Genomic DNA, 12,566 nt, shown 5'->3' with positions numbered 1-12,566 from the left:
CCAGCCGTGAAGTGTCAAGGACATCGAGCCGATAAAACCCCGAAAAGAACCGACCGTTTCTGAAACTTGGTCGACGGGCGAAGCAGTAAAAAGAGAGGGCGGCCCATCGGATGAAGGACCGCCCTCTGCTTGAAGGGAGGAGGCGCTAATTGATGTTGTAGATGACCTGGACGGTGACCACGATCTCGCTCTCGCCGGCCAGGACAGGGGTGACCGAACCCTCGGCGCCGGCCTTGGAATCAATGGCCATCGGCGGAGTGACCCGGCCGCCGCCGTATGTTGAATCTGATACGAAGCTGACGGAACCCAGGGACACGCCGGTGACTCTGGCGATCTGCTCCGCCTTCGCCTTGGCATCCAGAAGAGCCAGCTCGCGGGCCTGGTCCATCGCCGCGGCGGTATTGTCGACCGAGAAGTAGATGGTGTTGACCCTGACCGCGTTGCCGGCCGCCGCTACCGCGGCGTCAATGACCTTGCCGGCATTGGCAACTACCCGCACCTTGACCTCTACGGTATTGGATACCTGGTAGGCGCGGATGGTGCTGCGCCCGGTCTCTTTGTCATAATCGTAAACCGGGTAGATGTTGAAACCCTGGGTCTTGATGTCCTTTTCAGCCACGCCCTGCGCCTTGAGCGCGGCTACCAGAGCATCCATGGCGGAGGCGGCTTTCTGATTGGCCGCCGCCAGGGTGGCATCCTCAACCTGAACGCCGAGCGACAGGTTGGCGGTGTCCGGGGTGACGGTAACCTTGCCTTCGCCGTTGACCCAGATGCCCACCTGCTGGGTGGTGTTGATCAGATTGCCGGACTGGGCGGCGGTAAAGCCCATCGCCCCGATGCCGAGCGCGATCACCATGATCGCCGAGACAGCTATGATAGCTCCCTTTTTCATCTTTCTTTCTCCTTGCCTGTTTTCACTGGTTTCAATAATGTATAACGGCAGACCAGCGGAGATAGTTAGCCCTTGGGTGCCGAGATTTTTTAGTCCGAGCAGCATCACAGGGATCGAGAGGTGTTATTGTCACTGATGCTCCTACTTTGATGTTGGTGTTATTTGCTGCTTTGGAATAAGATACGCTTACAAAAGCAGTTTACCAAACGAGATCGGCATTTTGAGGAACGTATGGCTATCATCCGAGAGTCAGAAAACAGTATTACCTTTTCTTATCCGCTTTGGATCAAAATTCAAGAATTTGGGCTGGTGGCCTTGTTCCTGGTTGGCGCTTACTTCATTTTCGGGGAAGCCAGGGGAATCAGTGTTAGGCCTATTGCCATTGTGCTCGCCGTCCTTGGTTTCAGCATCTATTCATTACTCCGAGCACTAGAGACTATCGAGGTCAAAGTCCAACCGGACCTAGGCCAAGTAAGTATAAGGAAAAGTGTTCTAGGGTATTGGTATTCAACAAAAAAAATCGATACTTCTAGTATAAAAGGTATAGCGATTTCCCGCAGAGGCCAGCACCAAGTCCCTGGAGTTTATGTATTATTTATTGATAAGAAAAGCTTCTTCATTAAAACCGAGGATGAAAAAATAACCTCATCTCTACATTCGATTTTTAGCACCCTTCCCATTCAAACGCAAAGCGATCTTCTCTCGACTGGTTCTCCAGTCGTATTCGAAGAAAGCCGAACCGTGAACGGGAAACCGGTTGGAAAAACAAGAAAACAGGGAAAAATCATCAACTTTGACAAGCACCGTGGGTATGAGGTTGAACTTGAGGGTAAACACAAGGGAGAACGATTGTGGCTCAATGAGGATTTCCGCCAACCTAAATCAGAATCATTTTCGATCAAGGTCACAACTCCGGGATTAAAGATTCTCAAGAAATCTGATGGAAAATTGGATAAACTGCCGGTCGGCGCCGACATTGACCTCACAATCAGTTCCAGTCAACCTGCGGGCACCGACACCCCGACAAAGGTCCATGGGAAAATCATTAGGTTCGATGAACATCGCGGATATGAGATTGAGCTGGAAGGGGCTGGGGGTAAAACGGCCTGGCTACCTTCAGACCCGGCCGCCTGGCCTGCTGCAATTTCTAGTTTAGCGATCGACCTGCAAACTCCAACTTACTAGCGTTTGGGATGACAGGCCTCTACATCCTTATACTCGAACTGCCGCACCCCACCACCATAACTACCCGCCGCCGCGCCTTCGCTCTCGATGCCGGCTTCTACGCCTACGTCGGCTCGGCGATGAACGGCCTGGAGGCCCGGATCGCCCGCCATCAGTCGCCGGACAAGAAACGCCACTGGCATATCGACTACCTGCTCGACCATGCCGCCGTCCGCTCGGTCCTGTCGGCGGAGACCAATGCCGACGCGGAGTGCCTGCTCGCCGGGCGCCTGTCTGATTTGCCGGCGGTGGCGGGCTTCGGCTGCTCCGACTGCCGCTGCCGGTCGCACCTCTTCTTCAGCCCCGACCTCATTGATTTAACATCTCGGGCCACCGGCGCATTCCGGGCGGCGGGTCTCGATCCTCGAACGATGAGTATAGGTGATACTCATCTTTACGATCGCGATGCTCAAAGCAGCCGAAGTTGTTGACCGGTACGCCTCGGCTGTTATAATAGTGCGGGTTCAGGAGACATTTTGAAAACACTCAAAGCCGCCGTCATCGAAATCGCCTACATCCTCGGCGGCGCGCTTATAATCTTCGTTCTTTTCCAGTTCACCCTGCAGAACTCCATTGTTGACGGCACCTCAATGGAGCCGAACCTGATGGACGAGGACCGACTGCTGGTCAGCAAGGTCAGCTATGCTTTCGGCGAGCCCCAGCGCGGCGACATCATCGTCTTCCCTTCGCCTTACGAAGACGGGCGGGAGTTCATCAAGCGCATCATCGGCCTGCCCGGGGAGACGGTGCACATCGTCTCCGGCACCGTTTACATTGACGGCGCCGCCATTGAAGAGCCCTATCTGGTCAACCGCGATCAGCGCAGCTACCCGGCCGTCACCATCCCCGAGGGCCAGTATTTCGTTCTCGGCGACAACCGGCCGGTCAGCCTGGACTCGCGCCAGGGCTGGACGGTCAGCCGCGATGACGTCCACGGCAAAGCCTGGGTCGTTTTCTGGCCCCTGGACAGCTTCGGCGGTGCCCCGAATTATGACTTCCCGGAGACCGCCAGGCTGCTGCTGCCTCTGGCGCTGTTCCCCCGCCGCCTGAAAGGAAGCCAGTTATCGAAAACGTAGAACAGCTATTCATCAATTCCGGCGCCGTGCTGAAGGGGCACTTTCTGCTTACCTCCGGCCTGCATTCGCCGGTCTACTGGGAGAAATTCCGTATTATCGAAAATCCCGCGGCCGCCGTCCCCCTGTGCCGCATGATCGCCGATCACTTCAAGGGCAGGGGCATCGAACTGGTCGTTGGCCCCACCACCGGCGGCATCATCCTGGCATTTGAGGTCGCCCGCCAGATGGGTTTACCGGCGGCCTTCGCCGAGAAAGTCCCGTCCGGCGAGCGGGAGTTCCGCCGCGGCTTCACGATCCGGCCGGGCCAGAAGATACTGGTCGTCGACGACATCCTGACCACCGGCAAGAGCATCCGCGAGGTCTTTGAAGCAGTCAGGAAGCATCGGGGCGACATCGTCGGCGTCGGCGTGATGGTTGACCGCTCGGAAGTCCCGCTGGACTTCGGCGCCCAGTTGTATTCCTGCCTCCGCGCCGCCACGCCGGCGTACCAGCCTGAGGCTTGCCCGCTGTGCCGGTCCGGTCTGCCGCTGACAAAGCCCGGGAGCAGCTAGTTGGACACGGCGCTGGTCATTGCCGCCGCCGTTCTCGCCGCCTTTGCCATCATCTATCTAAACTATTATGTCATCCGGCGGCGATTTGAGTCGCGCTTCCGTGAGTGGCAGGTCCAGGAACAGGCTTACTGGAAGTCGGAAGTGCTGCGTGCCTCCAGGCAGGCGGTGACCCAGAGCCGGGCGGTTCTGGGAGGTAAATTCACTGAACAAATGGTGCCGTTCCTGCCGGAGTTCAAGTACGACCCCACCGAGGCCCGCTTCATCGGCAGCCCTATCGACTTCGTCGTCTTCCCCGGCCTGTCCGCCGGCGACCCCAGAGAAGTTGTTATCCTCGAGGTTAAAAGCGGCGTTAACTGCCAGCTCACTCCATCGGAACGGAAGATCCGGCAGCTTATTGAGGACGGCATGGTCCGCTGGGAACTGGTTGAACGCCCCTGCCCGCCGGATTCAGGAAACCCGGTTTAGCTGAGACGGGAGGGAACATCCGCCCCCTCCCGCTTCCCGATCCGAATAACTAGTGAGTTTCCTGGAAGAGATAGGCCGCCAGCTGCCGCTGAGCGTCGGCTCCCAGGTCCTGGGCGGGGTAGTGGTCGGCGATGCGGTCGTATAATGACGGCGCGCTGCTGAATGCCTTGATGGTATCGGAGTTCGGCCGGATATCCGGGCCCAGACCGCCCTCACGATTCGCCCCGTGGCAGAAGGCGCACTGGTCGGCATAAAGCTGCGCCGTGCTGGCCACGGTCGTGAACGGAGGGTTGCTGGTGGTCGTGCCGCCGCCGTTGGTGGTGCAGGCGGTAAGCCCGATTGCCCCGATGATGACAAGTACCAGTAGTACCGGGATCATTTTCTTGCTGTTCATCTTCTGCTCCTTCCATTTCCGGAACTAATCCCATTGTATAACATCATTTTGGGAAGTCGTTAAAACCGGCGCAGCCAGATATGAAGGGGTCAGGAGCGATGAGAAAGAAGTCATTGGTGCCATCGGGTAGATTTGAACTACCGACCAAGGGCTTATGAGTCCCCTGCTCTGCCGCTGAGCTACGATGGCATGCAGATTGCGATAACCGGGAAATCATTCTATAATCCGCCGCCTCAGCCTGTCAATCCGAGGCTCTAACTAAGCCCAAAGTTCTAGTTCTTTTTGACCTCGGGCGGCGGCCGGCGCTATAATTCGGCCGTAGTCATTTGAAAATCCCCGCTAAAAGGAGGTGATAAGTATGTCCAGGACGCCCTTCCACCGCCGCACCTGACGGAACCTTTTCGGCGCGGGTGCCGCGCCCGGGACTGCTTACGCCTCCCTTCCGTCGGTGTTTTTGGCTAACTAGCCGGACACTTCCTCAGTTTCATTACGACGTGCGGAGGCAACTCCGCCGTTTTTCTTTTACGGGCTTCTCAGCCGCGATTGGAAACTTCGGCCGCAGTCCCCTCGAATGTGAGTTTGCCTTTGCGAGGTTTGCCGTCACGGCAAACCGCAGCAATCGACCAGGTTAGAAAACATTGAGAGGATTTGACATGGCTTTAACCGAAAGCGAGCAGATGTGGTCGGAACTGGGCATTGACCTGGCCTCCCACGGTCAACTGATGAACGCCCTGGGACCAATCTACCGGGACATTTATCTCAGCCAGAAGAACCGCCCAAAGGGTATGGGCTTTTACGATTTCGTCGTCGGCGACATCCACGGAATACGGGTCAAGGAACTGCGTGAGCACGCCAAATCCGGCGGTAAAGTCGTCGCCACCTACTGCGTTTTCGTACCGGAGGAGTTCTGCTGGGCGACGGGGGCCATCCCCGTCAGCCTGTGCGCCGGCACCGCCTTCTCCATCCCCGCCGCCGAGGAGGTGCTGCCCCGCAACACCTGCGCCTTGATCAAGTCCTCCTTCGGCTTCAAGCTGGGCAGGCTCTGCCCCTACGTCCAGGTATCGCACCTCATCGTCGGCGAGACCACCTGCGACGGCAAGAAAAAAATGTTTGAACTTCTGGCCGAACACCAGCCGGTGTACGTCATGGAAGTGCCCAACAAGCGCGGGCCCGCCGGCCGCGCCCTGTGGCAGCAGGAAGTCCGCGACTTCAAAGCTAAGATCGAGGAACTGACCGGCAACCGGATCACCGCCGAAAACCTCGGCGAGGCCATCAAGAAGGTCAATGCCCGCCGCCGCGAGTTCAAGCGTTTGTCGATGCTTCGCGCCGCCGACCCCGCCCCCATCTCCGGCAAGGACGCCCTCCTCGCCACTCAGGTATCGATGTACGACGACGTCGAACGCGAGACCCAGATCATGAAAACCCTGAACGAGGAACTCGAGGAACGGGTGAAAAACGGCGAGGGCGTCTTCCCCAGGGGCGCCAAGCGCATCCTCGTCTCAGGCTCGCCCATGGCCATCCCCAACTGGAAGCTGCACCACCTCATCGAGAGCGCCGGGGCGGTGGTCGTCGGCGAGGAGTCCTGCACCGGCTCGCGCTTCTTCAACGAGCTGGCGCCCGAGGGCATCACCGACCTCGACGAGGTGGTGACCGCCCTGGCCGACCGTTACCTCAAGACCAACTGCGCCTGCTTCACCCCCAACTGCGAGCGCCTGGACGACATCATCGGCATGGCCAAGACGCTCAAGGCTGATGGAGTCATCCACTACAACCTGCAGTTCTGCCACACCTACGCCAACGAAGCCATCCAGGTGGACAAAGCCCTGGAAAAGGCCGGCATCCCGCTGCTGCGCATCGAGACCGACTATTCCGACGAGGACGCCGGCCAGCTCAAGACCCGCATCGACGCGTTCCTGGAGACGCTCTAATTGATCACCGCCGGCCTCGACGTCGGATCCCGCACCATCAAGCTGGTGCTCTTCGCCGATGGACACATTGTCCATTCCGCCGTCGCCGACAGCGGACTGAAACCGCTCGACCGCTGCCGCCGGCTGCTCGACGGGCGATCGTTCGATAAACTGACGGTGACCGGCTACGGCCGTGATTTGGTGGCGCCGGAGCTTTCCGGCGCCACCATCTCGGAGATCTCCGCCCAGGCCGCCGCCGCCCGCTTCCTCTACCCCGACGTATCAAGCGTCATCGACATCGGCGGCCAGGACTCCAAGGTCATCCGGCTGTCGCCGACCGGGGTCCAGAAGTTCGAGATGAACGACCGCTGCGCCGCGGGTACCGGCAAATTCCTGGAGATCATGGCCCGGGCGCTGGAGCTTTCCATCGACGAATTCGCCAAAACCGCCCTCGGCGCCGGCCGTTCGGTGACTCTGAACTCCCTCTGCACCGTTTTCGCCGAATCCGAGGTCGTCTCGCTGATCAACAAGGGGGAGGACGCCCACGCCATCGCCCTCGGCCTGCACCAGGCCGTCGCTTCCCGTATCGGTTCGATGGCAAAAAGGGTGGGCATGGCTGACAGGCTAATATTCTCCGGCGGCGGCGCTAAGAATCCCTGCCTGGTCAGGTTGCTGGAGGAGAAACTAAGCCTTAAAATCACCGTGCCGGAGGGGCCGCAAACCACCGCCGCCCTCGGCGCTGCCATAATCGCATCTCTCCAACCTCCCTCTCCCCCGACGGGAGAGGGACCGAGGTGAGGGTGCCCTAGCCCAACGAATCCGGCACGATATGAAAACAGGAGATAGGAAATTATGCCCGAAATAATCGACGCCCGCGCCAAGCCGTGCCCGCAGCCCGTGCTGCTGGCCGCCGAAGCTCTCAAACGCTCGGATGAAGTGACCGTCATTGTCGATAACGCCGGTTCGCAGCATAACGTCGCCAAATTCGGTAAAACCCAGGGCTGCAGCATCTCGGCGGAGATCAAACCCGACGGTATCTATGTCCGGCTTGCCAAAACGGCCGCCACTCCGAAACCCGAACCGCCGAAGGCTACGGGCATCGTCATCTTCATCGGCTCGGACATCATCGGCCGCGGCGAGAATGTCGAACTCGGCAGCCTCCTGATGCAGAGTTTCCTTAACACCCTCCAGTCCCTGCCCGGCCGCCCCGAAACGATCCTGTTCATGAATAACGGCGTCAAACTGGTGGCTGAAGGCTCTCACGTCCTGGGCGAACTTAAACAGTTTGCCGATTCCGGTATCGAGCTACTCGCCTGCGGCACCTGCCTGTCGCGGCTGGGACTGGCTGACAAAATTGCGGTCGGTCAGGTCTCCAACATGTTCACCATCGCCGACACCATGCTTCGGGCGGCGAAGGTTGTCAGCCTGTAATATCTCCTCTCCCGCGGCCTCGCGGGAGAGGACTAAGGTGAGGGCGGCAGAATACCTTGACCCGCCGCCCCTCGCCTGTTACAATGCCGCCGTCTGAACGCTCGTTCAACGGAATTACATGACGATAGATTTCACCACCGACGGCGCCGTTGCCCTCATCACCCTGAACCGCCCCGAGGCTTATAACGCCCTCGACCTCGCCAGCCTCCGCGCCCTGTCCGATGCCGTCGCCCACTTCGAGACGGATCCCAGCCTCCGGGTCGCCGTCATCACCGGCACCGGCAAAGCCTTCTGCGCCGGCGCCGATATCGGCGAAACCCTCCCCTGCATGAAAGAAAACGGCACTAAAAGCCTGCCGCCGACCATCATGCGCGGTCAAACCTGCTCCAAACCCCTTATCGCCGCCATTAACGGCCTTGCCCTGGGCGGCGGGCTGGAACTGGCTTTAGCCTGTGACATACGCGTCGCCGGCTCGTCGGCCAGGCTCGGCCTGCCCGAAATCGGCCTGGGGCTCATCCCGGGCTGGGGCGGCACCCAGCGCCTGCCGCGGCTCGTCGGCGGCGGCCGGGCGGCGGAGATGATCCTCACCGGCCGAGCGATCGATGCCGCCGAAGCCGAGCGTATCGGGCTGGTCAACAAGGTCGTCCCGGACCGCGAACTCATGGCAGCCGCCCTGGAAATGGCCGGCGTCATCGCCGAGAAATCGCCGGACGCCGTCCGCTTCGCCAGAGAAACGATGTATAAGGGCTTTGACTTGCCGCTCGGCGAGGCGCTCGACCTTGAAGCCGCGCTTGAGGACGCCGCCCTGCATACCCCTGGCTTCGACGAGAGCCTCCGCGCTTACCGCGAAAAGCGCCGGGCGCACAAGAATAAATCCTGATAAAAAATTCCGAAAACCGTTCGTGGTGAGCCTGTCGAATCCATGAACGGCGGATTTCCGGGTAAGGAGAACAAATGCCAATCAAGAAAGTAGGCGTGGTCGGTTTCACCGGCGTCATGGGTGCCGGCATCGTCCAGCTCTGCGCCCAGTCCGGCTACGCTGTTGTCGGTTTCAGCCGCAGCCCCGAGCGGATGAAAAAAGCTATGGCCACTATAGAAAAACACCTCTCCCGGCTGGTGGAAAAAGAGAAGATCGCCGCCGATGAGCGCCAGGCTGTCCTTGCGCGCATCGCCACTGCCGATACCATGACCGCCCTGGGCGACTGCGACCTGGTCATCGAAAGCGCCGTCGAGAACATGGAACTCAAAAAAAGCATCTTTGCCGAGATGGATGCCGTCTGCCGCCCCGATGCCATCCTGGCCACCAACACCTCGTCGCTGTCGATCATCGACCTGGCTATGGCGACGCGGCGCCCCAATCAGGTCCTTGGACTGCACTTCTTCAACCCGGCGCCCCTGATGCCGCTGCTGGAGGTGGTCAGGACCATCGCCACCTCGGACGAGACGCTGGCGGCCGGCAAGGCTTTCGGCGAGAGCCTGGGCAAGACCATCATCGTCGCCCGCGATGCCCCCGGCTATATCGTCAACACCCTGCTGATCCCCTACCTGTTGAACGCTATCCGCATGCTGGACCGCGGCCAGGCCGCCCGCGAGGATATCGATACCGCTATTAAGGCCGGCCTGAACTATCCCATGGGACCGCTGCAGGTGGCGGACTATATTGGCCTCGATGCGCTCCTCTTCATCGCCAACATCATGTATGAGGAATCCAAGGAACCGCAGTACGCCGCGCCGCCGCTTCTGAAGAAGATGGTCACCGCCGGCTGGCTGGGGCGGAAATCCGGCAAGGGCTTCTATGAATACCGTTAACCGCCCTGCAGCCTCCGGGCGGGAGCGTGACGCCAATGCGGAACAATGAAATCACCATCCATATATCACTGAAGCGGAAAGACGGCACCGGAGGCTCGTCCCAGACCATTCACAAGGGCAGCTCCGGCACCAAATGGACCATTACCAGCGCCGCCGGAAAGAAATACCGCATGAGCCCGGAGCAGTTATTGTCCCACCTGTTCAAGGTCATCGCCGGCGGTAAAGCCGTTATCGAGGTTGTCCCGGATCCGTCTGGTCAAACCGGGTAGCCCCGTTCTATACTGTCTCTGACTCTATGGGAGAATCGATACTCGACGGCGGCGGCCTGCTGCCTTTCGCCCTGGCCGCCCTTGGTCTGCTGGTCGGTGCCTACGGCACGCTTATCGGCGTCGGCGGCGCCCTGGTACTGGTGCCGGCGCTGTTGTTCCTTTACCCTGACGCCGATCCGCTGGTCATCACCGCCGTTTCGCTGGCGGTAGTTCTCATCAACGGTCTCGGCGCAGCCTACGCCTACGGCCGGCAAAAGCGCGTTGACTACAAAACCGGCCTGCTCTTCGCCGCCGGCACTATTCCCGGGCTGCTGCTCGGCATCTGGACGCTTCACCAGGTGAGCCGGACTTCATTCGGTCTTATTTTCGGCTTGGTCATGCTTTTCATTTCCGCTGCGCTTATCCTGAAACCGCACCCTGAAAGTCTGCCCGCCGATACCGGCGGCGGCCGCCGGTACAACCGCCCGCTCGGCTTTTCATTGAGCGCTGCCGCGGGTTATTTCGCCGGGCTGCTCGGCATCGGCGGGGGCATCATCCATGTCCCGGTGATGACCCACATCCTGCGCTTTCCCGCCCATGTCGCCACCGCCACCTCCAGCTTCATCCTGGTCTTCACCGCCCTGGCCGGCAGCCTGATTCACCTGGGCGCCGGGCGCTACGGCGATGACTGGAGCATCATCATCTGGCTGGCGGTCGGGGTGATCTTCGGGTCTCAGATCGGCGCCCGGTTATCCCGGAGATTGCGCGGCAGCGTCCTCATCCGGCTGCTGGCCGTCGCCCTGGCGCTGACCGGCCTCAGGCTTATCCTGGGTTAACGTCCAACACAGCGAATGTGTACTCTCCGGCTGGCAGTTTGTGCTACAATTAGCCCCAAAACTGGAACAAGGCAGTAGGCCCATGGCGGTTGTTCAAAACTCAAAAATCCCAAAGCTCCGCATGGAAAGCGTCGAGTTCGGCGGCCTGGTGTGGTACGACGTCGAGCGCCCCACCGAGGTTGAAACCCTCCACCTGTCGCAGAATTTCTCCTTCCACCCGCTGGACCTGGATGATGTCCTGTCCAAACGCCAGCGCCCCAAGATAGATGAATATAAGGACTATCTCTTCTTCGTTTTCCACTTCCCGGCCTACAACAAGCTTGAACGCCTGTTGATGCCTTCCCAGCTTTCGGTCTTCATCGGCCAGGGCTTCCTCATCACCCTCCACGCCGGCAACCTGAAACCGCTGATGAAGCTCTTCAGAGAGTGCGAACTGGACGAGGAATCCCGCAAGGAATACATGCGCCACGGGCCCGGTTACCTCCTCTATCGCATCGTGGACCGGCTGGTGGACTACTGCCAGCCCATCGTCAATAAAATATTGGACAGCATGGACTCCATCGAGGATGAAATATTCGCCCGCCGGCGCCGCAGCGGCACGGTGCGCGACATCTCCATACTGCGCCGCGACATCATCACCTTCCGCCGCACCGTCTGGCCGATGCGGGCGGTCATCGCCGGCCTGGAACCCAAGATCAAGCGTTATATCGACACCGACCTGAACGTCTATTTCGGCGACCTTATCGACCATACCGATAAACTCTGGGACAGCCTGGATGAATGCAAGGAGATCATCGAAGGCCTCTCCTCCACCTTCGACTCGATGTCGATCAACAACTACAACGAAGGCATCCGCATCCTGACCATATTCGCCACCATTTCACTGCCATCCCTGCTCGTCGCCAGCATTTACGGGATGAACATCGACCTGCCATTCCAACATAATGATCACACGATTATTATCGTCGGCCTGCTGACCCTGGCGGCCACCGCCATCACCGCCGTGGTCCTGCGCTGGCTTAAAATCATCTGATTCCCTGAAAGGAAAGAATCCTTTGCACGTCTCCCAGCGCCTTATCGTCGTGGCCGCCCTGTTCGTCACCTGCCTCATCACCGCCAATATCATCGCCGTCAAACTCATTTCCCTCGGGGCGGACATCGTCCTGCCGGCCGCCATTCTGGTCTTCCCCCTGTCGTATCTCATCGGCGATGTCCTGACTGAGGTCTACGGCTTCGCCTGGGCCCGCCGGGTCATCTGGCTCGGTTTTTTATGTAATCTTATCTTCGTCGGATTCGCCTGGCTCGGCGGCTTGCTGCCGGGCGCCTCTTTCTGGCAGGGACAGGTGGCCTATGAGGCGATACTGGGCTATACCCCTCGCCTGCTGCTGGCTTCGTTCTCCGGTTACCTTATCGGCAGCTTCGCCAACGCCGCCGTCATGTCGAAGATGAAGCTCCTGACCCGCGGCCGGCACCTGTGGAGCCGCACTATCGGCTCGACCGTCATCGGCGAAGGGCTGGATTCGATGGTCTTCATCACCGTCGCCTTCATCGGCACCCCGGCTTTCGCCCCTGTTTTCATCCTCTACCACTGGGCGGCCAAGACGCTTATCGAGGTAGCGGCGACGCCGCTGACCTACGCCGTCGTCAATTACCTGAAGGGCGCGGAGAAAATTGACGCCTATGACTCCGGTATCAGCCTCAATCCCTTCACCCTGAAGGAAGCCCGGCGTTGA

At 59.6% G+C, this 12,566-nt stretch carries 16 protein-coding genes and 1 tRNA gene; 14 read left to right on the top strand and 3 right to left on the bottom strand.

What is annotated here, in order from left to right; genetic code table 11:
- Window positions 1-145: 145 nt before the first annotated feature.
- Window positions 146-892, bottom strand: a complete 747-nt coding sequence (locus tag DEALK_RS04175) for an SIMPL domain-containing protein (protein WP_065128818.1) — start codon at window positions 890-892, stop codon at window positions 146-148.
- Window positions 893-1,123: 231 nt separating this feature from the next.
- Between DEALK_RS04175 and DEALK_RS04170 the strand changes: the two genes are divergently transcribed.
- The 5 genes from DEALK_RS04170 to DEALK_RS04150 are packed head-to-tail and all read left to right on the top strand — an operon-like array spanning window position 1,124 to window position 4,208.
- Window positions 1,124-2,077 (top strand): hypothetical protein, encoded by a 954-nt coding sequence (locus tag DEALK_RS04170; protein ID WP_058439002.1) that lies wholly within the window; start codon window positions 1,124-1,126, stop codon window positions 2,075-2,077.
- An 8-nt stretch (window positions 2,078-2,085) separates the two neighbouring features.
- A complete protein-coding gene (locus tag DEALK_RS04165; protein WP_058439000.1) occupies window positions 2,086-2,547 on the top strand; it encodes a GIY-YIG nuclease family protein in 462 nt (153 codons plus the stop codon).
- Window positions 2,548-2,592: 45 nt separating this feature from the next.
- Window positions 2,593-3,192, top strand: a complete 600-nt coding sequence (gene lepB, locus DEALK_RS04160) for a signal peptidase I (protein WP_083496341.1) — start codon at window positions 2,593-2,595, stop codon at window positions 3,190-3,192.
- The gene (pyrE, locus tag DEALK_RS04155) at window positions 3,180-3,743 is read left to right on the top strand and encodes an orotate phosphoribosyltransferase (RefSeq protein ID WP_058438998.1); all 564 of its coding nucleotides are present in this window, start codon (window positions 3,180-3,182) and stop codon (window positions 3,741-3,743) included. The genes lepB and pyrE overlap by 13 nt, the downstream gene beginning before the upstream one ends.
- A complete protein-coding gene (locus tag DEALK_RS04150) occupies window positions 3,744-4,208 on the top strand; it encodes a Holliday junction resolvase-like protein (RefSeq protein ID WP_058438996.1) in 465 nt (154 codons plus the stop codon).
- A gap of 49 nt (window positions 4,209-4,257) precedes the next feature.
- Here DEALK_RS04150 and DEALK_RS04145 read toward each other — a convergent pair whose 3' ends face one another.
- The gene (locus DEALK_RS04145) at window positions 4,258-4,602 is read right to left on the bottom strand and encodes a c-type cytochrome (RefSeq protein ID WP_058438994.1); all 345 of its coding nucleotides are present in this window, start codon (window positions 4,600-4,602) and stop codon (window positions 4,258-4,260) included.
- A gap of 114 nt (window positions 4,603-4,716) precedes the next feature.
- Window positions 4,717-4,791, bottom strand: a tRNA-Met gene (locus DEALK_RS04140).
- Window positions 4,792-5,255: 464 nt separating this feature from the next.
- Between DEALK_RS04140 and DEALK_RS04135 the strand changes: the two genes are divergently transcribed.
- The 9 genes from DEALK_RS04135 to DEALK_RS04095 all read left to right on the top strand — a co-directional run bounded on the left by DEALK_RS04135 (window position 5,256) and on the right by DEALK_RS04095 (window position 12,566).
- Complete coding sequence (locus tag DEALK_RS04135; RefSeq protein WP_058438993.1) at window positions 5,256-6,530, top strand: double-cubane-cluster-containing anaerobic reductase; 1,275 nt, start codon at window positions 5,256-5,258, stop codon at window positions 6,528-6,530.
- Window positions 6,531-7,307 (top strand): acyl-CoA dehydratase activase, encoded by a 777-nt coding sequence (locus DEALK_RS04130; RefSeq protein ID WP_058438992.1) that lies wholly within the window; start codon window positions 6,531-6,533, stop codon window positions 7,305-7,307.
- A 54-nt stretch (window positions 7,308-7,361) separates the two neighbouring features.
- Window positions 7,362-7,940: a sulfurtransferase-like selenium metabolism protein YedF gene (yedF, locus tag DEALK_RS04125; RefSeq protein ID WP_058438990.1), complete on the top strand. Its 579-nt coding sequence runs from the start codon at window positions 7,362-7,364 to the stop codon at window positions 7,938-7,940.
- A 118-nt stretch (window positions 7,941-8,058) separates the two neighbouring features.
- The gene (locus DEALK_RS04120; protein ID WP_058438987.1) at window positions 8,059-8,820 is read left to right on the top strand and encodes an enoyl-CoA hydratase/isomerase family protein; all 762 of its coding nucleotides are present in this window, start codon (window positions 8,059-8,061) and stop codon (window positions 8,818-8,820) included.
- Between the two features lie 80 nt (window positions 8,821-8,900).
- Window positions 8,901-9,749, top strand: a complete 849-nt coding sequence (locus tag DEALK_RS04115) for a 3-hydroxyacyl-CoA dehydrogenase family protein (RefSeq protein WP_058440032.1) — start codon at window positions 8,901-8,903, stop codon at window positions 9,747-9,749.
- Between the two features lie 35 nt (window positions 9,750-9,784).
- Complete coding sequence (locus DEALK_RS04110) at window positions 9,785-10,018, top strand: hypothetical protein (protein ID WP_058438985.1); 234 nt, start codon at window positions 9,785-9,787, stop codon at window positions 10,016-10,018.
- A gap of 26 nt (window positions 10,019-10,044) precedes the next feature.
- Window positions 10,045-10,833 (top strand): sulfite exporter TauE/SafE family protein, encoded by a 789-nt coding sequence (locus DEALK_RS04105; protein WP_058438984.1) that lies wholly within the window; start codon window positions 10,045-10,047, stop codon window positions 10,831-10,833.
- Between the two features lie 82 nt (window positions 10,834-10,915).
- A complete protein-coding gene (locus DEALK_RS04100; RefSeq protein ID WP_058438983.1) occupies window positions 10,916-11,866 on the top strand; it encodes a magnesium transporter CorA family protein in 951 nt (316 codons plus the stop codon).
- Window positions 11,867-11,888: 22 nt separating this feature from the next.
- Window positions 11,889-12,566 (top strand): queuosine precursor transporter, encoded by a 678-nt coding sequence (locus tag DEALK_RS04095; RefSeq protein ID WP_058438981.1) that lies wholly within the window; start codon window positions 11,889-11,891, stop codon window positions 12,564-12,566.

Source organism: Dehalogenimonas alkenigignens (assembly GCF_001466665.1).
Classification (GTDB): Bacteria; Chloroflexota; Dehalococcoidia; order Dehalococcoidales; family Dehalococcoidaceae; genus Dehalogenimonas; species Dehalogenimonas alkenigignens.
This window is presented reverse-complemented; position numbering and strand designations above follow the sequence as displayed.